The following is a 20399-nucleotide window of genomic DNA, read 5'->3' on the forward strand; positions in this document are numbered from 1 at the left end:
GTTTGACCTCTCCCAAGCTAGGGAGCCCGTGCCCCGGCTGGCACCCCGCCCCTGCCGGCCCGCGGAGCATGCGGGGACACGGGCGGGCGCGAACCGAAGCGCCTCAGGGGGCCCGGGGCTTCGCGGGCGGCGTCAGCGACGTGCGCACGTCCCACAGCTCCGGGAAGAAGCGCAGGTCCAGCGCCTTGCGCAGGAAGCCCACGCCCGACGAGCCGCCCGTGCCCTGCTTGAAGCCGATGATGCGCATCACCGTCATCATGTGCCGGTAGCGCCAGAGCTGGAACCGCTCCTCCGTGTCCACCAGCTTCTCGCACATCTCATACGCGTCCCAGTGCTTCTCGGTGTCCTCGTAGATGCGGCGGAACACCTCCATCACCTGGGCGCTCTTCTCATACGGCTGACGCCAGTCGCGCTCCACGTGGCTTCTGGGGATGTCGTGGCCCATGCGCGCCAGGTGGCGCAGGAACTCGTCGTAGATGCCCGGAGACTCCAGCAGGCGCTCCAGCTCCGCGTGCACGCCCTGCACGTGCTTGAAGGGCCCCAGCGCCGCCTCGTCCTTGTTGCCCAGGAGGAACTCCAGCGCGCGGTACTGGAAGCTCTGGAAGCCGGACGCGTGCCCCAGCGTGTCGCGGAACTCCAGGTACTCGTTGGGCGTGAGCGTCTCCAGCACGCTCCACTGTTCGAAGAGCATCCGCTGGATGTGCGCGACGCGCGCGAAGATCTTGAAGGACGGCTCCAGCCGGTCCGCCTGGATGTAGCGGATACAGGCGGACAGCTCGTGGATGAGCAGCTTCATCCACAGCTCGCTCGTCTGATGCTGGACGATGAACAGCAGCTCGTCGTGATGCGGCGGCTGCGAACGGGGCACCTGCGCGGACAGGAGGCGGTCCAGCTGCAGATAATCGCCATAGGTCGTCCGTCCCGCGAGGTCCGTGACGATTCCTGGCTCCAGGTCGCGTTTGTTCATGGCCCGGGCACTCATGCACACCAACCCCCTCGCGGCGCAAGCACATCCTCCGCGCGGTCAATCCAGCCACGTGCTTCCTGACGGAAGGACGGGGTCCACCTCTGCCCGGGCCGGGGCAACCCACAGCTACTGCACCGCGAAGAACTCAGCCGTTCTTCTGAGCGGCTTCCGCCAGCGCCTTGGAGGCGGCGCGGCCACGCGGCAGCTTGATGTCCTCCACGCTGTTGGGGTTGGCGTAGTCCGCCCACTCCGCCGGACGGCGGTTGGTCTTCTCCAGCATGCGCAGCTTCTGGTAGTGCGCGGCGCAGTAGCCCTTGGTGCGGCTGGGCTTGCCGCAGCCCTTGATGGCGCACTCGCGGGCGCCGCCCTCCACCGCCGCCGGCTTGCGGCCCCGGCGCTTGCCACCCGCCGCCGCCACCACCGGCGCGCTCACCACCGCGCGGCCCGGGCGACCCACGGGACGACGACCGGCCTTGCCCGCCGCGGGCGCGTTCGCACCGAAGAGGGGACCCACCACCTGCGCCAGGGGCGCCAGGCGCTCGGCCACGCTGCGCAGCGCATCCAGGTCCGCCGTGCCCGACTCCAGACGAGACACCACGTCGCGCAGGGGCTTGAGCTGGACTTCAATCTCGTTGCGAATCATCTCGCGGAACGCCTTGTCAACTGACATTTCTAACAATCCTCGGTTTAAGGGGGGAGCATTGCCTTGGCGTGAACCGGCACGCCGGACTACCAATACCTTCCAGAAAGGCATTTGTCGAAGGAAGCGATAAAAAGTTGTGACGCCGCTGCGTATCAGCAGGCGTGAAAGGCCCGGGAAATGGGGCCCGGCGGCGCTTTCAGGCGCTTCTCAGGCATCCCAATGCAGGGGTTCCAACAACGCTCCGCGACCCGAGGCCGGGGGTTGCAGGGAGCGCTCCAGCAGTTCCTCGTACGTCAGTGCGAGGTCGTATCCCAGTTCCTCCAGTTCGTCGGAGTCCAGGGCCGTGGACAGGCGGGGGAGCACGCCATGTTCGGTGGCCTGCACATGCGCCACGACCTGGTCCGTGAGTGTGAAGAGGCGGGCCTGCCAGTCGACGCCGCGAGGTGTCAGCTCCTGCAATTCCTCCATCAACTCACGCAGGGTGAGGTGGTCCTCGGCCTCCTCGCGGGCGCGGGCGCGGCCCTCCACGCGCGTCAGCAGCGGCTGGATGCAGCGTTCCTCCAGACGGGAGTGCTGACGCAGCAGGCGGGCCAGGGCCTCCTGAGCGGACGCCACCTCCTCCGCGTCCGGCTCCGAAGCCAGCCGCTCCAGCAGTTCCTCCAGTTCACGGTGTTGTTGCAGGAGGATGTCGAAAGGGCCGGCCATGAACCCAAGCATCGTCACGGCCCCGAGGGCGGACAACCGCACCCCGTCTCCCGCCGCGAAAGGCAGCCTGCTGGCGTGCATGCCCTTTTCCGGTGACGGCGGCGGTGGAGCCCCTGCCCGGTCGCCTGGTGCCAGGGGTGCCCGCGGGCGGGGGCGGCCGCATCTTGGCTGCACCGTGGCAAACCCACTCGTCAGCGTCCGGCAGGCCGTGTTCCGCTTCGCGGAGGGCGGCGCCGCCCTGTCCGCGCGCTACCACCGCGCCCGATTGATGGGAGCTGAACATCTGCCCAGACATGGGCCCATGCTGCTCGTGGGCAATCATGGTGTCTGGGGATACGAGACCCCCGCCTTCTTCCACCTGCTGCACCAGGCCACGGGGCGCTATCCCCTGGGACTGGCGGAGCGGGGGTTCTTCAAGATTCCGCTCGTCCGCACGGTGCTGCCCTGGCTGGGCGGGGTGGAGGGGACGCGGGAGAACGCGCTGCGCTCGCTCCAGGAGGGGCAGCTCGTCGTCTGTTATCCGGGCGGCGCGCGGGAGACCTTCAAACGCAGTCAGGGGCGCTATCGCCTGCGGTGGGAGCGTGCGCTGGGCTTCGTCCGGCTGGCGATGCAGGCCGGGGTGCCGGTGGTCCCCTTCGCCGGCTTCGGGGTGGATGACACCTTCTTCTGGCCTCCGGACGAGGACCGGTGGTGCGTGCGCCTGGCCGCGGAGGACAAATACCGGATGCCGTTGGTGATGGGATTGGGGCCCCTGCCGCTGCCCGTTCAGCTCACCTTCGCCGTGGGTGAACCCCATGACCCACCGCCGTCGGGCGCGCCGGAGCCGCGCGTGCGGGCCTTCCGCGACCGCGTGGCCGCGAGCGTCCGGCGCCTGCTGTTGAGGGCCTGCCATGCTTGACGCCGGCTCCACCCCCACCGTCGCATCCAAGACGAACCGCGTGCCGCCGCGGGTCCCGGACGTGGAAGACATCCAGCGAGGCTATGAGCGGCTGGACTGCGAGGAGCGGGTCATCCGGGGCACGCCGGTGCGCCTGTTCACCTTTCCGCAGGGCAACAGGGATGTATCACGCACGGTGGTCTGTCTTCCGGGGCTGGGCGCCAGTGGCCGGTCCTTCGCGCCCATGGAGCCGCTGGCCCAGGCGTGGAACCTCCTGTTGTGGACGCCGCCCCTGAAGACGCCCGCGACCCATACGCCGCTGCAGTGGAACCTGTCCGTGCTCAACCACCCGGAGGCGGGGCTGCCGGAGCGCTTCGCGCTGATGGGGTCGTCCTACGGCAGCCTGCTGGCCATCGCGTATGCGTTGGAGCACCCCCAGCGGGTGAAGGCGCTGGTGCTGGTGTCGCCGGTGGCCAGCGTGCGCCGGGTGCGGCGGCTGGCGTTGACGCTGTCCACGCTGGTGCGGGCGCCCCGGCCGCTGGCGTATGTGTTCGCGCCCACGGTGGCGCGCGTGATGGGGGGCCGGTGGCTGCCGCCGGAGGGGCGGGCTGAAATCGTGCGCGAGGCCCGGCGCGTCTCATCGCTGGAGCTGATGCGCCGGCTGCGAGACATCCTGGCCGCGGACTTCCTGCACCGGCTGGGGGAGCTGCGCGTGCCCACGCTGATCATCGAGGGCGGGCGCGACCTGCTGGTGCCGCCGGCGGCCGCGCGCGACGTGGCGGCGCACGTCCCGGGTGCCCGGCTGGAGTTCCTGGAGACAGCCAGTCACCTGCCGTACATGAGCCACCCGGAAGCGTTCAATGCCTGCGTGTCGGACTTCCTCACGCGGCACCCTGACTGAGCAGGCGTTATCTCCAGCGTCGGGGGAACACATCCACATGACCACGGCCGCAGACCACCTGTCCCGCTCCGCGCTGTTGTTCCTGTCGCGTCAGTCCAACCTCAAGGACGTGGCCACGCGGCTCAAACCCTTTCGCCGGCTGGCGTCCCGCTTCATCGCGGGGGAGACGCTGGAGGAGGCGGTGGACGCGGTGCGCGCCCTCACGGCGAGGGGGTTGATGGCCAGCTTCGACCACCTCAACGAAGCGGTGCGCTCGCCCCAGGAGACGCGCGACGAGGTGAGGCAGTACCTGCGGCTGCTGGCGCGCATCGACCAGGTGGGCGTGAAGGCCAACGTGTCGCTGAAGCTCACGCAGTGCGGCCTGTTGTTCGACAAGAACCTGGCGCTGCAGAACGCGCGGGCGGTGGTGGCGGACGCCTCGGCGCGGGGCTCGTTCGTGCGCGTAGACATGGAGGAGAGCGCCGTCACGCAGGCGACCCTGGACATCGTGCGGGACCTGCACGCGGAGTTCGGCGAGCGGCACGTGGGCGCGGTGCTCCAGAGCTACCTGCGGCGCACGGAGGCGGACGCGAAGGCCCTGTGCGCGGAGCGCGTCCGGATCCGGCTGTGCAAGGGGGCCTACCTGGAGGGTCCCGACGTGGCCTTCCCGGACAAGAGGGACGTGGACGCCAACTACGTGCGCTGCATGCGCATCCTCCTGGACAGCGGCGTGTATCACGGCATCGCCACACATGATGAGCGGATGATTGACGCCACGCTCGAGTACGCCGCGCGCCAGCATCTGCCCAAGGGCGCCTTCGAATTCCAGATGCTGTATGGCATCCGGCGGGACCTGCAGGAGCAGCTGGTGAGGGCCGGCCATCCGGTGCGTGTCTATGTCCCGTATGGGAAGCACTGGTATCCGTATTTCATGCGCCGGCTGGCGGAGCGCCCGGCCAACCTGTGGTTCGTGATGCGAAACCTGGTGAAGGGGTAGGCCATGAGGAATCCATACGCCGCCGCGTATGTCGCCGGGGCCGTGGGCACCGGCGCCCTGGGGGTGCTGGTCACGGTGCGCAATGCCTCACTGGGCCATCCGCCGCCCTACTCCGCGCGAGACATCGCGCGGCACGTGCTGAGCCGGGTGTTCGGGCGGAAGCTGTCCCGGCGGGAGGCGGCGGACTGGGCCTTCGCGCTGCGCGCGGGCTATGGGCCCCTCCTGGGGATGGGCTGGGGGCTGGTGCGGAGACGCATGTCGAAGTGGTCCCTGCCGCACAGCGGGGTGCTGCTGGGCCTGGGGGTGCTCGCGTTCGAGCGCATGGCCTTTCCCCTCTTCAAGGCGACGGCCGCGGAGAGCACCTGGACGCGCGCGGAGCACGTCTGGCTGTTCGCGCAGACGGCCCTGTTCGGCGTCGTGACCGAGGCGACGATGCGCTGGCTGGTGAAGGAGGAGTCCGATTCCGGAAGTGGGGCGGCCGTTCCCGGTTCCGGTCAGCCGCCCGGGTGAGGTGAGCCGTCCGGCGGGGGAAGGCCCTGCGCCAGGGCGCGTGAGGGCCCCACGTCAGGACTTGTTGCCCTTGTGGGGGAGGAAGGTCTCCACCATCTCCTTCATGGACTGCTTGAGGAAGCCGCCCGCGTCCACGTCGCCCTTCACGACGGCGGAGACGAACATCTTCGCCTGCTCCACCGTGATGTGCGGCGGCAGGGGCGGCACGTCCGGGTCCGTATAGGCTTCGAAGACGACGGGCCGGTCGGAGGCCAGCGCGTCATCCCACGCGGCGGCGAGCCGGTCCGGCCGGTCCACGCGGATGCCCTTGAGGCCCAGGGACTCGGCGTACTTCGCGTAGGGGAAGTCCGGCAGGTCCTGGGACGCGGCGTACTTCGGGTCGCCGGCCATCACGCGCTGCTCCCACGTCACCTGGTTCAGGTCGCGGTTGTTGAGCACCAGGACGATGAGGCGCGGGTCGGTCCACTCCTTCCAGTACTTCGACACGGTGATGAGCTCCGCGTTGCCGTTCATCTGCATGGCGCCGTCCCCCACCACCGCGAGGACCGGCCGCTGCGGGAACGCGAACTTCGCGCCCAGCGCGTAGGGCATGCCGCAGCCCATGGTGGCCAGGTTGCCGGACAGCGAGGCCATCATCCCCTTGCGGACCTTCAGGTCGCGCGCGAACCAGTTGGTGGAGCTGCCCGAGTCCGCCGTCAGGATGACCCCGTCCGGCAGCTTCGGAGACAGCTCCCAGAACACGCGCTGCGGGTTGAGGGGGTTCGCGTCGTCCATGGCGCGCGCCTCCAGCACCTTCCACCAGCGCGCCACGCCCTTCTCCACGCCCTCGCGCCAGCCGCGGTCCTCCTTGCGCTTGATGTGGGGGATGAGCGCGCGCAGCGTCTCCTTCGCGTCGCCCACGAGCCCCACCTCCATGGGGTAGCGGATGGAGAGCATCCGGCCATCCAGGTCGATCTGGACGCCGCGCGCCTGCCCCTCGGGCGGGAGGAACTCCGCGTAGGGGAAGCTCGTCCCCACCATCAGCAGCGTGTCGCACTCCTGCATCAGGTCCCAGCTGGGCTTCGTGCCCAGAAGGCCGATGGCGCCCGTCACGAAGGGCAGCGTGTCCGGCAGGGCCGCCTTGCCCAACAGCGCCTTGGCCACGCCCGCCCCCAGCCGGTCCGCGACCTCCAGCACCTCATCCGCCGCGTTGATGGCGCCCGCGCCCACCAGCATCGCCACCCGCTTGCCGGCGTTGAGGACGTCCGCGGCGCGGCGCAGGTCCGCGTCCTGGGGCGTCACCCGCGGAGAGGCGTAGCCCACGCTGGAGTGCACGGTGCCGTGCTTGCGCGGGGGCGGCTCATAGGGCTGCTCCTGCAGGTCATTGGGGATGACCAGACACGTCACGGTGCGCTCGCACCGGGCGATGCGCACGGCCCGGTCCAGCGCGTGCCGGATGGCGGAGGGCACGGTCACCATGGTGACGTACTCGCTGGCCACGTCCTTGAAGAGGGTGGTGAGGTCCACCTCCTGCTGGTAGTGACCGCCCAGGGCGGTGCGGGCCTGTTGACCCACGATGGCCACCACGGGCTGGTGGTCCAGCTTCGCGTCGTAGAGGCCGTTGAGCAGGTGGACGGCGCCCGGGCCGGAGGTGGCCATGCACACGCCCACCTCGCCCGTGAACTTCGCGTGCGCGCAGGCGGCGAAGGCGGCCATCTCCTCGTGGCGGACCTGCACGAACTTCATCTCGGAGTTGCGCCCCAGCGCTCCCATCACGCCGTTGATGCCGTCGCCCGGGTAGCCATAGATGCGGCGCACGCCCCACTGGAGGAGGCGGTAGACGAGGTAGTCGCTGACGGTGGCGCTCATGCGCGAGGCTCCTGGACAGGGGGTGGAGGTCCCTCGCGGCTCAAGCTAGTGACCGCGACGCCCCGTGGACGCCGAGGCCATCCAGGTGCCCGTCCCGCCCGTCCGTGAGCGGGCCTGCGTGCGGGCGGCTACTGGGGGCCGGGGGGTTCCGGTTCGCCCGCCCCGGAGCCGCGTCCCCGCCGTCCGCCCTTGTCGTGGGCGAGCTCCGGCCGCTTCTCCGCCAGCCAGGCGATGGCGTGCGCGGAGCTGGGGATGGTGAGCATCAGGAACGCGGCGACGAGCAGCCCCCGGGCGAGCAGCCAGCCGTCCCCCGTCGCCAGCGTGGCCCCGATGATGACCAGCGACCCGCCGAAGGGCACCGCGCCCGCCGCGTGCACGCGCGTGAGCACGGACGGCAGGCGGTACATGCCGATGATGGCGGCGGTGATGAAGAGCAGGCCCAGCGCCACCAGGCCGTCGGACACCCACTGGAGGAGGGCGGCCGTCACCGGCGGTCCTCCTCGTCGTGGAAGGTGCGGCCGTGGTGCAGGTAGCGGGCGCCGGCCACGGTCTGCACGTAGGAGAGCAGGGCCAATACCAGGGCCGCGTCCAGGTAGCCGGCCTCGCCGCGCGTGGCGCCGTACAGCGCCAGCACCGCGCAGATGGCCAGGCCCAGGGTGTCCACGGACATGAGCACGTCCGCGACGGAGCGCTGCCGCGAGGCCAGCAGCACCAGCGCGCCCAGGAGGCCCACCAGCCACACGATGGCCAGGGTGAAGAAGGTCTCGTGCATCACCGGGCCGCCTCCCTACGGAAACACCGCGCGCTGGTAGCGCCGATAGAAGTCGTCCTGCTGCTGGCGGAGCCGGTCCGGATCCGACGCGTCCAGCGCGTGGATGCGCATCACGCGCTTCTTCCAGTCCAGCTCCAGCAGCACCGTGCCCGGGGCCAGGGACATCACCCACGAGGACACCTGCACGCCGCGCGCGGTGCGCTCGCCCATGGGGACCTCCACCACGCCCGCGTGCCGGGCGCGGTCCCTGGGGCCGAAGATGACCGTGAGGACGAGGAAGCAGCTCTTCGTCACCAGCACGGCCAGGGCCCAGCCGAAGCGCGGCAGGTGCAGCGTGCGCCGCCAGTGCTCGCGCACGCTCAGCACCGGGGGCTGGCCCGCCAGGGGGAACAGGCGCATCACGCCCTGGGCCAGTACGGCGCCCACCCCGAGGTCCACCGGGTGGAAGCTGCCCACCATCAACGCGTACAGCAGCGCCAGGGACAGCATGTGCACGACGGAGCGCACGCTCATGGCAGCGTCCCCAGGCCCTGGATGGCGTCCCGCCCCGCGCGCAACAGCGGCTCCGGCCACAAGCCCGTGGCGATGAGCGCCAGGGACAGCGCGTACACCACCGCGCCCGTGCCCCGGTGCAGGGCCGCGCCCTGCTTGAGCCAGCGCTCGCGCTGGTAGGCGCGGAAGAGGGCCAACAGCGACAGGGCGCTCGCCAGCACCACCAGCCCCGCGAGCAGCGTGTGCCCCTGCTCCAAGGCCGCTCGCAGGAGCCAGGCCTTGGACCAGAAGCCCGCGGTGGGCGGCACGCCCGCCGTGCTGAAGGCCGCCACCGAGTAGGCCCGGCGCGCCCGCTCGCCCCCCCGGTCCTGCGCCAGGAACAGCGCCGTCTTGTCCACCGACCCCGCCAGCGCCAGCGCCACGGCCGCGCCCAGGCCTTCACGGCCCCCCAGGCCCACCGCGGTGATGATGAGCCCCGCTTGCGTGATGGACGCGTACGCCAGCACCTCGCGCGTGTCCCGCCGGGACAGCGCCAGCACGGAGCCGTAGAGGATGCTCGCCGCGCCCAATATCTCCAGCAGCGGCCGGGACTGCGCCAGCACCTGCGGCAGCACGTCCGCGCCGAAGCGCAGCAGGCCATAGCTGCCGATGTTCGCCAGCGCCCCGGCGAGCAGCGCCGCCACCGTGGGGCCCGCGTCCCGGTACACCGCGGGCGCCCAGAAGTGGAACGGGAAGAAGCCCAGCTTCACGCCGAACGCGCACAAGAGCAGCGTGCCCGGCACCAGCAGCGCGAACGGCGGCCCGGCCTGGCCCCACGCGATGAGGGACAGCATGTCCAGCGTGCCGGTGGTCAGGTACAGCATCACCACCGCGGAGAGGAACAGCGTGGACCCCATCAGGTTCACCACCACGAAGGTGAACGCGGCGCGCAGGTTCCGGGGCCTCTCGCCATAGGACGCCAGCGCGAACGCGGACGTCATCGCCAGCTCGAAGAAGACGTAGAAGTTGAACACGTCCGACGTGAAGAACACCCCCGTGAGCCCCGCCCCCAGGAAGACCACCAGCGCGGGGAAGCTGCGGGACGTGATGCCTCCGGCCACGTGCTCGTACACGAGCGTGCCCAGCAGCACCGCCGTGGACACCAGCGCGAACACGATGGAGAGCTGATCCGCGCGCAGGCGGATGCCCACGCCCACCGGCCAGTCCCCCGTGACGAACTGGGGGGCCTGCGCGCCCCAGGCCTGGGGCAACAGCCACGCCGTGCAGACCAGGGTGCCCGCCAGCCCCGCGATGGCCAGCCACGCCACCCACGCGCGGCGCCCGTCCAGGAACGCCAGCACCACGCCCAGCACCCACGGCAGGAGCAGCGGTCCCCAGAGCGGCATCAGCGGCCCTCCTCCTTCTCCACGGCGTGCACGCGCTTCAGCTCCGCCTCCACCAGCCGGTCCGTGCGCAGCGAGCCGTGCGCCCGCTGCGTGCGGTGCACCAGCGTGAGCAGCAGCGCGGACACCGCGAAGCCGATGACGATGGCCGTGAGCGCCAGCGACTGGAGCACCGGGTCCGTCACCGGCCAGCCGGGCTGCACGTTCAGCGCCTCGCCCCGCTCCGGGAAGGAGCCCGCGACGATGAGCAGGACGCTGGAGTTGGTGATGAGCACCGTGCCGCACGCCACGCGCACCAGCTCGCGCTCCAGCACCATGCGCACGCCGCACGCGAACAGCAGGCCCACCACCAGGGACGCGATGAGGGTCATGGTCCGGACTCCTCCTCCGCTCCGGTGCGCAGCGCGAAGCGGTCGATGACGGTGACCACCAGGCCGAAGACGATGAGCATCAGCCCTCCTTCGAAGACGAGCGCGGTGTGCAGGTGGAGTCCCCCCACGCCCACCTCCGGCTGTCCAGGGCGGGGGAAGAGGCTCATGGGCGTGTAGCCCGCGAGCACGGGCAGGAACGCGGTGCCCACCACGAGCAGCAGCCCCACGCCCGCCAGCGGCGCCGCGTACCGCACCGCCACGTAGCGCCGGGCCTGGTCGCGGCCCGCCGTCACGTACTGCAACAGCACCGCGAGCCCCGCGAGCGCCCCCGCCGGGAAGCCGCCGCCCGCGGACGCGCCGCCCTTCAGCCACAGCGACAGCGCGATGATCAACGACGGCCACAGCAGCAGGCGTGACAGGGGTGGGACGAAGGAGATCATCGCTTCAGCGCCTTCCTTTCAGGCGCAGGAGGCTGGTGACGCCCAGCAGCGCCGCCACCACCACGCTCATCTCCCCCACCGTGTCCAGGCCGCGGAAGTCCGTGAGCACGGCGGCGACGACGTTGGGGGAGTGCGCGGCGCCCGCCAGCTCCACCGTGCGCGCGCCCACGCGCTCGGCCTGGAGGTGGGACAGGGCGCTCCAGCTCAGGAGGAAGGCGCTCGCGCCCGCGACCGCCGCCGCCAGCCGGTCGCGGCCGCGCGGGTTCTGGGCCTCATCCTGGGCGCGTTTGAGGCGTCCGGGGGGCAGCAGGGCCAGGAGGCCCGCGAAGAGCAGCGTGAAGGTGGTCTCCACCAGCACGGAGGTGAGGGCCACGTCGGGCGCGGCGGCGAAGGCGAACACCATGGCCAGGCTGAAGCCCACGCAGGAGATGAGCAGCACCAGCACCAGGTGTCCCTTCGCGCGAAGCGTCGCCAGCGCGGCGGCGGACGCGAAGGCGAGCGCCATCACCAGCGTGATGTCCGCCCACCCCACCTCGCCCACCTGGAAGCGGCCTCGCAGCGGCGTCACGCCCAGCACCGCGAGGCCCAGCAGGCCCGTGGGCACCAGCACGGACGCCACGCGGTCGCGCAGGTCGCGCACCTCCTTCTCGTGCAGCCACGTGGACAGCCGGTCCAGCAGGTACAGGAGGAAGCGGTAGCCGCGCTCGGCGCCCACGCGGGACGCGACCTTCAGCGCGCGGGAGAGCGCGGGCGTCCAGGCGTGGCGCGTGGCGAAGAGGAGCGCCCCCAGGGCCCAGGCCCCCACGGCGAGCAGGTTCTCCGGGCGCGCGTCGAAGTGGTACGCGAGCTCCAGCGAGGAGGGCTGCCCCAGCATCGCCTCGGCGGCGGCGCGCGCGGGTGGGACGAGGAGCCCCGGCAGCACGCCGCCCAGGAGGATGCCCGCGGCGAGCACGACGACGGGCGCCACGAGCAGCACGGGCGCGGCGGGCGCGTCGCGGCGCGGGCCCCCGAAGAGGCCCCACCACAGGCGCAGCGTGTACGCGAGCGTCATGCCCGCGCCCACGAGCCCGGCCGCCATGAACACGGGGCCCCTCTGGACGAGCGCGTGGAAGAAGACCTCGTCCTTGAAGAAGCCTTCGGTGAAGGGCACCGCGGCGAGCCCCGCCGCCGCGACGGCGCTGGCGCCCGCCAGCACGGGGAGCGAGTGGCGCAGGCCTCCGACCTCCGACAGCTTCTTCTTCCCGGTGACCTGGGTGACGGCGCCCGCGGTGAGGAACAGCGCGGCCTTGCACGGGGCGTGGGCCGCCACGTAGAGCGGCGCGCCTTCGGAGCCCAGCGCCACCAGCACCAGCGCGTAGCCGTACTGCGCGATGGTGGAGTACGCGAGCACGCGCTTGAACGGATCCGCCACCAGGGCCATGAGGCTGCCCATGCCCAGGGACGCAAAGCCGATGACGAGCAGCCCATCGCGCACGTCCGTGGCCGGGGCGAACAGGGGGTAGAGGCGCTGGAGGAGGAAGACGCCCGCGGCGACCATCGCGGCCGAGTGCAGGTACGAGGACACGGGCGTGGGCGCGGCCATGGCGCGCGGGAGCCAGAAGTGGAACGGCACCTGCGCGCTCTTGCCCAGCGCGCCCACGGCCAGGCACACGAGCGCGCCGGTGGACGCGGGGTGGAGCGCGGCGCGCTCGATGACGAGCGGCAGGGAGAAGGTGCCGTACTGAAGGCCCAGCGACATGGCGCCGACGAAGAAGACGATGGAGGTGGCGCCGGTGAGCACGAGCGACAGGAGCGCGGCGGCGCGCGACTCGGCGTCCTCGCGGTCGAAGCCGATGAGCAGGTAGGAGATGATGGTGGTGAGGTCCAGCGCCACGAAGAGCAGCAGCAGGTCATCCACGGTGACGAGCAGCACCATGGCGGCCATGAACGCGAGGATGAGTCCCTGGAAGCGGACCTCGTCGCCCGGGGGCCGGTGCTCCTCGGCCAGGTGGTGCGGCATGTACGCGCGCGAGTACAGGACCACGAGCGCGCCGATGCCGAGCGCCAACGCCGCATAGAGGCCGGACAGGCCGTCCCGGGTGAACTCCAGCGACAGGCCCCAGGTAGGGGCCCAGGGGAGCACGAGGTGCGTGGGCTCCTGCGTCGTCCATTCATGGAGCAGCGCCCCCAGGGCGGCGAGCGCCCCCAGGGCGCCCATCCAGGCCGCGGCGCCCGGACGCCACCGGCCCGCGACATAGGCGAGCGGCGCGCACGCCAGGGCCAGGAGGATGGGCAAGAGGAGGGGCATGGGCGAAGGGCCCACGTTAGGAGTGGCCCGCCGAGGCAGGCACACAACCGTCAGCCCCTCTCGCGGAGCGTCACCCCGAGGTCATTCGTCGAGCAGGGGCCGTGCGCTGGTGGACACAGTCCGGTCCACGCCCGGGGCTCAGGTCAGCAGCCCTTCCAGCACGGTAAACAGCCGCTCGCAGTGGACGGAACGGGCGCGAACGAGCGCGGGGTCCACCTTCCCCAACAGGTCCGAGCAGTGGTCGATCTTGTGGTACCGGCCCTTCTGCGTCCCCTGGGTTGCCTTGTCCAGGGCGCCTTCGAGGACGGACTTGGGAATGGCCTCGACGTTGTTCGTCTTGGGAAGGCTCCCGAGCAGGAAGCCCTTTCCATAGAATCGCTGGAGCGCTTCGGGGTCCGCCATGAGCCAGGCCTCGGCGGTCTGGACCATCAGATGGCAGGAGTCGTCAGAAGCATTCTCGGGACGCAGCCACGGATCGCGCGTCGCGAGGTGGGCCCAGGGTGGCTTGCTCACCGGGCCTTCTGAATCAACGAGCAGGATGTTGAAGGCGGAAGGATGATCCTTGAGCGCCTGCCTGAAGCCACCGAAGGCCGCGTCGCGCGGGCCGCACAAGATGATGCGCCAGCGGATGTTGCTCTTTCTGGCGCGCTGGACGATTTCCTCGAAGAACTGGCCGAACCCCGCTCTCAAGCGCGCCTTGCCATGATCCGTGTTTCCGCCTCCCTCGACGTAGAGTCGGATCTCCTTCACCATCGATTCCCCCCCAACTCGCCCATCCTCCAGACCTCCCCCAGGCTGTACCGCGACAACCACTCCGACAGCTTGTCCTTCTCCAAGCGCCGCAACACCGTTCCGCCCTGCTCCTGCTCGCAGACGACCACGGACTCCGGCACCTCCGAGAGCGAGGAGATCAACGTGTCCGAGTGGGTCGTCACGATGAGCTGCGTTCGCGTGCTCGCCTCGCGCAGGAGCCGTCCGATGTCCGGCAGGACGTCGGGATGCAATCCCAGTTCCGGCTCCTCGATGCAGACCAGGGGCGGCGGCGTCGGGTGGCACAGCAGGGTCAGCAGGCAGAGGTATCGCAGCGTCCCGTCGGATAGACGGGTCGCGGGAATCGGCGCGCTCAGCCCCTCCTCGTGGAAGAACACCTGAAGCGTGCCGCCCTGGATCCTGACCGAGAAGTCCTCCACCCTCGCGTAGAGACGCTTGAGGTTCTCCAGGAGCGTCTGCTTCACGCCCCGCCTGGACATCAGGTCGTTGAGCACGAGCCCCAGGTTGCTCGCGTCCTCCAACAGGAAGTCCCCCGGCAGGTCGGTTCGCTGAGGAAGGCGCGGGGGGGTGTAACGGCCCAGGTTCCACTCCCGATGGAGCGAGACCCGGCCCAACCACGCCCCCACGTAACTCAGCTCGGGATACGAGTCCTCGTCCCGGCGCTGAGACAGGATGGACTGTTCCGCACTCGCTTGCGGAAGGGGCCGGGTCTGCCGTCCCTTCGCGGAGCCCGGCCGGTCCGTCATCCTCGTCCGGACATTGAGGAGCGGATGCCCCTGGTGATGGCGGTAGAAGAAATCCGGGGACGCAGATGCGTCGTCGACGTGTTCGTTCTCGATGGCCTCATCCACCAACTCCAGACGCTGGCCGGAGACCGAGAACGCCAGCCGATACCGCAGGGGCATGCCCCCTTCGGGATAGTCGAGAACGACCTCCAGGCTGGCCGTCGGAGTCCTCCCATCCGTCCCCCCCTTCCATAGCCACTCCGAAGCCCCCCCTCCTTCGCGAATGGGGGCCAGGAGATCGCCAGGAGTCGCCCGCAGCAGGCCCAGTGCCTCGATGAGGTTGGACTTTCCGGACGCGTTCGGGCCAATCAGGACGTTGAGCGCCTGAAGAGGGAAGGCTTCGGAGTCAGGTCCGAACGAAAGGAGGTTCCGGAGGCGGATGCTGCGCAGCATTCCACCACTCTACCCGGGACCCCTTCGCTCCGGGGGCTTGCTGCTACAGCGTGTCCAGCAGCTCCCGGCACTCGCGCCGCCAGTGGAGCGCGGTGGCGGGCACGGGCTGCACGCGCGCGGAGCCGTCCGCGGGGTCTCGCGACAACAGGCGCACCTCTTCCGGGCGCACGTGCTCCAGGAGGTCCGGCGAGTGCGTGGCCAGCACCACCTGCACCGGCTGCCCTCCCGTGGACTCACCTCGCGTCATCGCGCGCAGCAGCTCCAGCACCTCGCGCACCAGCCCCGGGTGCAGGGCCCGCTCCGGCTCGTCCAGCGTGAGCAGCTCCGGCAACGGACGCTGGTAGGGCAACACCAGGAACGCGAGCAGCCACAGCACGCCGTCCGACACGTCATCCGGGCCGAACCACACATCCGGACTCCAGCGGTCCCGGAAGCGCAGGCGGAAGGAGCGGTCCTCCAGGTCCCGCGCCACGTCCACCTCCGACAGCGACGGCACGCGCTTCGCGAGCTCCCTCGAAATCACCTCGCGCGTGGACATGGGCAGCGCCGCGAAGACGCTCGCGAGGTTGCCGCCCTGGCGCTCCAACCACGTCGCCTTCGCGGACGAGCCTCCCCCGCGCAGCGCCTCCATGCTCAGCGACAGCTGCTGCGTGGAGTGGCCCTGGCCGGGCAGCGTGTCCATCACGCTGAACGGATACTCCACGCGCGTGCGGTCGCCGTGCACGTAGGTCCATTCGATGGACAGCGGGCGCGATTCATCCCGCCGCCAGAAGTCCGACGACTCATAGGCCAGCTGGTGCTGGAGCCCCTCCAACACCGCGGTCTTTCCCGAGGCGGAGGGGCCCACCAGCACGGTCATGGGCTCCAAGGCGAGCTGCACGTGATGCAGGCACCGGAAGTGCTCGAAGCGGACAGAGGCGATCACAGCCAGAAGCCTAACGGCCTCCCCCCAGGGGCCGTCCATGGCTCCGCCCGGACCCAGGCCCCTCTGTGCGGGGCCCTCCACATCCTCCAGGCGGCGGCCACCGCCAGGGCCCCCACCGCCACCAGGGCCACCGGCAGGCGCGGCCGGGCCGGGCCTGCCTCCGGCACCACCTCGCCCCCCCGCAGCGCCTGCTGGAGCACCTGCGCCAGGTGCACCGGCTTGCGCCCCGTGGCCTGGCTTATCTGCTCCCGGCAGCTGAACCCGTCCGCGATGACCAGCGTGTCTCCGGACGCCCCGCGCACCCTGGGCAGGATGACCCGCTCACCGCAGGCCTGGGACACGTCGTACTTGTCGCGCTCGTAGCCGAACGAGCCCGCCATGCCGCAGCAGCCCGAGTCCGGCTTCCGCCAATCCAACCCCGTGCGGTCCAACCACTTCTGCTCGTCGTGGAACTTGAGCACCGCCTGGTGGTGGCAGTGCCCCTGCACCAGCGCCTTCCCCTCCAGCCGCGGGAGGTCGAAGTCCGGCGCCCGCTTCTGCAACAGCTCGCTCAACACATACGTCTGCGCCGCCAGCCGCTTCGCGTCCTCGTCGTGCGGGAAGAGGTTGACCAGCTCATCGCGGAAGACCGCCGCGCAGCTGGGCTCCAGCACCACGAAGGGGACACCCGCGCGGATCTCCTCGCGGAAGCGCGTCAGCGTGTGCCGCAACAGCGCCTTCGCCGTGTCCAGCAGCCCGTAGTCGTAGAGCGGCCGGCCGCAGCAGACGAAGCCCTGGGGCACGCGCACCTCGAAGCCCGCCGCCTCCAGCACCTCCAGCGCCGCGGAGGCCGTGTCCGCCTGGAAGAAGTTGTTGAAGGTGTCCGGGAAGAGCACCACCGGGCCCCGGGGCCCCTGCTGCACGCGCCGGCCGCGCACGCGCCGCTGGAAGGGCGTCGCGGCGAAGCGGGGGATCTCCCGCGCGGGATGCACACCCGCGACCGCCTTCGCCAGCGCGCTCAGCCCCGGGGCGTGCGTGACGAAGTTCGCCAGCCACGGGATGCGCCCGGCCACCTGCGCCCAGAACATCACCAGGCCAAAGGCATACGCCTGCCGGGGACGCAGCCGGCCCTTGTAGTGGTGGCTGAGGAACTCCGCCTTGTACGTGGCCATGTCCACGTTCACCGGGCAGTCGGACTTGCAGCCCTTGCACGCCAGGCACAGGTCCAGCGCCTCCTTCACGTGCGGGCTCCTCCAGCCCTTGTCCACCACGTCGCCGCGCAGCATCTCGAAGAGCAGGTGCGCGCGGCCGCGCGTGGAGTGCTTCTCCTCGCGCGTCACCATGTAGCTGGGGCACATGGTGCCGCCGTCCGTGCGCCGGCACTTGCCCACGCCCACGCAGCGCGTGGTGGCGCGCGCGAAGCTGCCCTGGTCCTCCGGGAAGTGGAAGTGCGTGCGGGGCTCGGGGGGCGCGTAGCGCGTGCCCATGCGCAGGTTCTCGTCCAGGCGGTACGGGTCCACCACCTTGTGCGGGTTCATCCCGCCCTCCGGGTCCCACAGCCGCTTGAACTCGCCGAAGGCGCGCACCAGCTCCTCGCCGAACATCTTCGGCAGCAGCTCCGCGCGGGACTGGCCGTCGCCGTGCTCGCCGGACAGCGAGCCGCCGTGGCTCACCACCAGGTCCGCGGCCTCCTCCACGAAGCGGCGGTAGCGCGCGACGCCCTCGCGCGTGTGCAGTTCGAAGCTGATGCGGCAGTGCAGGCAGCCCTGGCCGAAGTGGCCGTAGAGCGACGCCTGGTAGCCGAAGCGGTTCAACAGCCCGCGGAAGTCGCGCAGGTACTGCCCCATGCGCTCCGGCGGCACGGCCGAGTCCTCCCACCCCGGCCATGCGTCCGGCTCGCCCGGGATGAACGCCGTGGCGCCCAGGCCGGACTCGCGCACCTCCCAGAGGAGGTGCTCCTGGTGCTTGTCGTCGAAGAGGCTCATGGACGGCGCGTGGCCCCGCGCCGTCAGCCGGTCCATCAGCGCGTGCGCCTTCGCGTCCGCCTCCGCCTTGGAGTCCCCGCCGAACTCCACCATCAGCCAGCCCTCGCCGTCCGGCAGCAGCGGCAGGTCCTCGACGTGCAGGTGCTTGCGCCTCATCCCGTCGAGGAGCTTCGCGTCCAGCCCCTCCAGACCGATGGGGCCCGCCTCCACCACCTCGGGTACGTCGTCCGCTGCGCGGAACACGTCCGGATAGCCCAGCACCAGCAGGGAGCGGGCCTTCGGCTCCGGCACCAGGTCCAGCGTGCCCTCCAGCAACGTGACGCAGGTGCCCTCGGTGCCCACCAGGGCCCGCGCGACGTTGAAGCCGCTCTCCGGGAGCAGCTCGTCCAGGTTGTAGCCGGACACGCGGCGGGGGATGCGCGGGTACCTGGCGCGGACGAGATCCCCGTAGCGGTCTCTCAGCGCCTTCATGCCCCGGTAGAGCTCGCCCACGCGGCCAGGCTCGCGCATCAGGCGCTCCAGCTCCGCGTCGGACGTGCGGCCCACGCGCAGGCGCACGCCGTCATAGGTGAGCACGTCCAGGGACTCGGTGTTGTCCGCGACGCGGCCGGCCATCTGCGCGTGCACGCCGCAGGAGTTGTTGCCCAGCATCCCGCCCAGCGTGCAGCGGTTGTGGGTGGCGGGGTCCGGCCCGAAGGTGAGGCCATGGCGCGTCACCGCCTGATGGCGGAGCACGTCCAGCACCGTGCCCGGCTGCACCCGGGCGAGCCTTCGCTCGGGGTCGATGTGCAGCACGCGGTTCATGTGCCGGGAGAAGTCCAGCACCACCGCCACGTTGCACGTCTGGCCGGCGAGCGCGGTGCCGCCTCCTCGGGACAGCAGGGGCGCGCCGTACCGCTGGCACAGGCGCACCGCCTCCACCACGTCCTCCACGGTGCGGGGACACACCACGCCCAGCGGCACCTGCCGGTAGTTGGACGCGTCCGTGGCGTACAGCGCGCGGGCGCCCGCGTCGAAGTGCACGTCGCCCTGGATGCGCCGGCGCAGGTCGCGCGCCAGGCCCGCCACATCCACCTCCCTCTTTTCGCGCGAGGCGATGGGACGGGGGCGCCGCACGTGGCGCAGGGTGTCCAGGAAGGTCGTGGTCATGTGGAGGTCCCCACGGTGAAGCGGGCGGCGTCCGCCCGTTTGAGCTCCAGCCCGATTCCGGGCCGGGAGAGGTCAGGCGCCAGCGCGCCGTTCACGGGCTGCTGGACGCCGTCGAACAGCATCCGCTCCAGCCGCGCGTGATCATGGAAGTACTCCACGTGCACCAGCCGCCGCGCGGCGCAGGCCACGTGCAGGTGCAGGGCCGGGGCGCAGTGCGCGGACAGGGAGACGTGGAAGGCGTCCGCCAGCGCGTCCGCCTGGAGGAAGCCGGTGAAGCCCAGGCAGCGCGAGGCGTCCGCCTGGAGCACGTCCACCGCGCCTGCTTCCAGCATGCGGCGGAAATAGAAGCCGCTGTCGCCATACTCGCCCGCGGCGACGTCCAGGCCCGCGGGCACCTCGTCGCGCACGCGGCGCAGGCCGGTCAGGTCGTCGCTGGAGACGGGCTCCTCGAACCAGGACACGCCGGCCTCGCGGAACTCCCGCGCGAGCTCCAGCGCCTGCTTCACGGTGTACGCGCCATTGGCGTCCACGAAGAGGGCGGGCCCGGGCCCCAGGGCCTCGCGCACGTCACGCACGCGGCCGGCGTCGGCGTCCGCGTGGGTGCCCACCTTCATCTTCACGCGGGGAATGCCCGCGTCCGCCCAGCCCGTGAGCTGGGCCTGGAGTTGCTGGTCCGTGTAGCTGGTGAAGCCGCCGCTGCCATAGACGGGCGCGGCCGGGCGCGCCTGCCCGAACAGCCGGGCGAGCGGCACGCCCAGCAGCTTCGCCTTCAGATCCCAAAGCGCGGTGTCCACGGCGGACAGCGCCCGGGCCGCGAGCCCGCCGGAGCCCATGTTGCGCACCCGGCGCAGGAGGGATGCCCTCCGCTCCGGGCCGTTCCAGGCGTCCTCGCCCACCAGCAGCGGAACGAGCATCTCGCGGATCAGCGCCGCGCCCACCGCGGCCGCGTAGGTGTAGCCCAGCCCGCGCTGGCCTCCAGCCACGGGCTCCACGAGCAGCAGCGTGGTGGACGTCCAGGCGAAGGTGCCGTCGGACTCTGGCTGCTCCGTGGGCACGGTGTACGCGGAGACATCGACCCGCTCAATGGGCGCGGAGGCGCTGTCGCGGCGGGGGGAGACTGCATCGAAATCCTTCTCGGCTGTGGAGGCCTGACGACTTCACGCTGAAGCTAGGCGTTGGGAGCGGGATGGCAGCGTGGCGGGGCCTCTCGCATGCACGCTGCCCGGGACATCCATCGGGCG

General features: G+C 71.0%; 20 protein-coding genes. 4 read left to right on the forward strand and 16 right to left on the reverse strand.

Going from position 1 to position 20399, the window contains the following annotated elements; genetic code table 11:
- Positions 1-103 precede the first annotated feature (103 nt).
- The 3 genes from KYK13_RS38200 to KYK13_RS38210 form a co-directional block, all read right to left on the reverse strand.
- Positions 104-967 carry a tryptophan 2,3-dioxygenase gene (locus KYK13_RS38200; protein WP_223640316.1) on the reverse strand — a complete coding sequence of 288 codons (864 nt, stop codon included), beginning with the start codon at positions 965-967 and terminating at the stop codon, positions 104-106.
- A 145-nt stretch (positions 968-1112) separates the two neighbouring features.
- Entirely contained in the window at positions 1113-1637 is a 525-nt protein-coding gene (locus KYK13_RS38205) for a cell wall protein (protein ID WP_223640319.1), read from the reverse strand.
- A 180-nt stretch (positions 1638-1817) separates the two neighbouring features.
- Positions 1818-2315 carry a hemerythrin domain-containing protein gene (locus KYK13_RS38210; RefSeq protein WP_223640322.1) on the reverse strand — a complete coding sequence of 166 codons (498 nt, stop codon included), beginning with the start codon at positions 2313-2315 and terminating at the stop codon, positions 1818-1820.
- A gap of 175 nt (positions 2316-2490) precedes the next feature.
- Here KYK13_RS38210 and KYK13_RS38215 point away from each other — a divergent pair, with 175 nt between their 5' ends.
- From KYK13_RS38215 to KYK13_RS38230, 4 genes are read left to right on the forward strand one after another with little or no spacing between them, the layout of a single operon-like run.
- The gene (locus KYK13_RS38215) at positions 2491-3213 is read left to right on the forward strand and encodes a lysophospholipid acyltransferase family protein (RefSeq protein WP_223640324.1); all 723 of its coding nucleotides are present in this window, start codon (positions 2491-2493) and stop codon (positions 3211-3213) included.
- Entirely contained in the window at positions 3206-4093 is an 888-nt protein-coding gene (locus KYK13_RS38220) for an alpha/beta fold hydrolase (RefSeq protein WP_223640327.1), read from the forward strand. The genes KYK13_RS38215 and KYK13_RS38220 overlap by 8 nt, the downstream gene beginning before the upstream one ends.
- A gap of 37 nt (positions 4094-4130) precedes the next feature.
- Entirely contained in the window at positions 4131-5069 is a 939-nt protein-coding gene (locus KYK13_RS38225; RefSeq protein WP_223640331.1) for a proline dehydrogenase family protein, read from the forward strand.
- A 3-nt stretch (positions 5070-5072) separates the two neighbouring features.
- Positions 5073-5579 carry a hypothetical protein gene (locus tag KYK13_RS38230; RefSeq protein WP_223640335.1) on the forward strand — a complete coding sequence of 169 codons (507 nt, stop codon included), beginning with the start codon at positions 5073-5075 and terminating at the stop codon, positions 5577-5579.
- Positions 5580-5633: 54 nt separating this feature from the next.
- Here the strand turns inward: KYK13_RS38230 and KYK13_RS38235 are convergent, their stop codons facing one another.
- The 13 genes from KYK13_RS38235 to KYK13_RS38295 form a co-directional block, all read right to left on the reverse strand.
- Positions 5634-7427, reverse strand: coding sequence for a thiamine pyrophosphate-requiring protein (locus KYK13_RS38235; RefSeq protein ID WP_223640338.1), 1794 nt, complete (start codon positions 7425-7427; stop codon positions 5634-5636).
- A gap of 128 nt (positions 7428-7555) precedes the next feature.
- Complete coding sequence (locus tag KYK13_RS38240) at positions 7556-7915, reverse strand: monovalent cation/H(+) antiporter subunit G (protein WP_223640341.1); 360 nt, start codon at positions 7913-7915, stop codon at positions 7556-7558.
- The gene (locus KYK13_RS38245; RefSeq protein ID WP_223640344.1) at positions 7912-8199 is read right to left on the reverse strand and encodes a monovalent cation/H+ antiporter complex subunit F; all 288 of its coding nucleotides are present in this window, start codon (positions 8197-8199) and stop codon (positions 7912-7914) included. Before KYK13_RS38245 ends, KYK13_RS38240 begins: the two co-directional genes overlap by 4 nt.
- A gap of 15 nt (positions 8200-8214) precedes the next feature.
- Positions 8215-8712 (reverse strand): Na+/H+ antiporter subunit E, encoded by a 498-nt coding sequence (locus tag KYK13_RS38250; protein WP_223640347.1) that lies wholly within the window; start codon positions 8710-8712, stop codon positions 8215-8217.
- Positions 8709-10076 carry a complex I subunit 5 family protein gene (locus KYK13_RS38255; RefSeq protein WP_223640350.1) on the reverse strand — a complete coding sequence of 456 codons (1368 nt, stop codon included), beginning with the start codon at positions 10074-10076 and terminating at the stop codon, positions 8709-8711. The genes KYK13_RS38250 and KYK13_RS38255 overlap by 4 nt, the downstream gene beginning before the upstream one ends.
- Positions 10076-10444 (reverse strand): sodium:proton antiporter, encoded by a 369-nt coding sequence (locus KYK13_RS38260; protein WP_223640353.1) that lies wholly within the window; start codon positions 10442-10444, stop codon positions 10076-10078. The genes KYK13_RS38255 and KYK13_RS38260 overlap by 1 nt, the downstream gene beginning before the upstream one ends.
- The gene (locus KYK13_RS38265; RefSeq protein ID WP_223640356.1) at positions 10441-10884 is read right to left on the reverse strand and encodes an MnhB domain-containing protein; all 444 of its coding nucleotides are present in this window, start codon (positions 10882-10884) and stop codon (positions 10441-10443) included. The genes KYK13_RS38260 and KYK13_RS38265 overlap by 4 nt, the downstream gene beginning before the upstream one ends.
- A gap of 4 nt (positions 10885-10888) precedes the next feature.
- Entirely contained in the window at positions 10889-13171 is a 2283-nt protein-coding gene (gene mbhE / locus KYK13_RS38270; RefSeq protein WP_223640359.1) for a hydrogen gas-evolving membrane-bound hydrogenase subunit E, read from the reverse strand.
- 138 nt (positions 13172-13309) lie between these two features.
- A complete protein-coding gene (locus KYK13_RS38275) occupies positions 13310-13924 on the reverse strand; it encodes a DUF4276 family protein (protein WP_223640363.1) in 615 nt (204 codons plus the stop codon).
- A complete protein-coding gene (locus KYK13_RS38280; RefSeq protein WP_223640365.1) occupies positions 13918-15120 on the reverse strand; it encodes an AAA family ATPase in 1203 nt (400 codons plus the stop codon). The genes KYK13_RS38275 and KYK13_RS38280 overlap by 7 nt, the downstream gene beginning before the upstream one ends.
- Before the next feature lie 43 nt (positions 15121-15163).
- On the reverse strand, positions 15164-16045 hold the full coding sequence (locus tag KYK13_RS38285) for an AAA family ATPase (protein ID WP_223640367.1): 882 nt from the start codon (positions 16043-16045) through the stop codon (positions 15164-15166).
- On the reverse strand, positions 16042-19158 hold the full coding sequence (locus KYK13_RS38290; RefSeq protein WP_223640369.1) for an FAD-binding and (Fe-S)-binding domain-containing protein: 3117 nt from the start codon (positions 19156-19158) through the stop codon (positions 16042-16044). The genes KYK13_RS38285 and KYK13_RS38290 overlap by 4 nt, the downstream gene beginning before the upstream one ends.
- Complete coding sequence (locus KYK13_RS38295) at positions 19155-20213, reverse strand: enolase C-terminal domain-like protein (RefSeq protein ID WP_223640371.1); 1059 nt, start codon at positions 20211-20213, stop codon at positions 19155-19157. Before KYK13_RS38295 ends, KYK13_RS38290 begins: the two co-directional genes overlap by 4 nt.
- Positions 20214-20399 lie beyond the last annotated feature (186 nt).

It is taken from the genome of Corallococcus sp. EGB, assembly GCF_019968905.1.
Classification (GTDB): Bacteria; Myxococcota; Myxococcia; order Myxococcales; family Myxococcaceae; genus Corallococcus.

Bases quoted from the DNA above. Each gene is read 5' to 3' on its own strand.
- KYK13_RS38200 (WP_223640316.1), bottom strand. From the start codon at position 967: ATGAACAAACGCGACCTGGAGCCAGGAATCGTCACGGACCTCGCGGGA.
- KYK13_RS38205 (WP_223640319.1), bottom strand. From the start codon at position 1,637: ATGTCAGTTGACAAGGCGTTCCGCGAGATGATTCGCAACGAGATTGAA.
- KYK13_RS38210 (WP_223640322.1), bottom strand. From the start codon at position 2,315: ATGGCCGGCCCTTTCGACATCCTCCTGCAACAACACCGTGAACTGGAG.
- KYK13_RS38220 (WP_223640327.1), top strand. From the start codon at position 3,206: ATGCTTGACGCCGGCTCCACCCCCACCGTCGCATCCAAGACGAACCGC.
- KYK13_RS38225 (WP_223640331.1), top strand. From the start codon at position 4,131: ATGACCACGGCCGCAGACCACCTGTCCCGCTCCGCGCTGTTGTTCCTG.
- KYK13_RS38230 (WP_223640335.1), top strand. From the start codon at position 5,073: ATGAGGAATCCATACGCCGCCGCGTATGTCGCCGGGGCCGTGGGCACC.
- KYK13_RS38235 (WP_223640338.1), bottom strand. From the start codon at position 7,427: ATGAGCGCCACCGTCAGCGACTACCTCGTCTACCGCCTCCTCCAGTGG.
- KYK13_RS38245 (WP_223640344.1), bottom strand. From the start codon at position 8,199: ATGCACGAGACCTTCTTCACCCTGGCCATCGTGTGGCTGGTGGGCCTC.
- KYK13_RS38250 (WP_223640347.1), bottom strand. From the start codon at position 8,712: ATGAGCGTGCGCTCCGTCGTGCACATGCTGTCCCTGGCGCTGCTGTAC.
- KYK13_RS38255 (WP_223640350.1), bottom strand. From the start codon at position 10,076: ATGCCGCTCTGGGGACCGCTGCTCCTGCCGTGGGTGCTGGGCGTGGTG.
- KYK13_RS38260 (WP_223640353.1), bottom strand. From the start codon at position 10,444: ATGACCCTCATCGCGTCCCTGGTGGTGGGCCTGCTGTTCGCGTGCGGC.
- KYK13_RS38265 (WP_223640356.1), bottom strand. From the start codon at position 10,884: ATGATCTCCTTCGTCCCACCCCTGTCACGCCTGCTGCTGTGGCCGTCG.
- mbhE (WP_223640359.1), bottom strand. From the start codon at position 13,171: ATGCCCCTCCTCTTGCCCATCCTCCTGGCCCTGGCGTGCGCGCCGCTC.
- KYK13_RS38275 (WP_223640363.1), bottom strand. From the start codon at position 13,924: ATGGTGAAGGAGATCCGACTCTACGTCGAGGGAGGCGGAAACACGGAT.
- KYK13_RS38280 (WP_223640365.1), bottom strand. From the start codon at position 15,120: ATGCTGCGCAGCATCCGCCTCCGGAACCTCCTTTCGTTCGGACCTGAC.
- KYK13_RS38290 (WP_223640369.1), bottom strand. From the start codon at position 19,158: ATGACCACGACCTTCCTGGACACCCTGCGCCACGTGCGGCGCCCCCGT.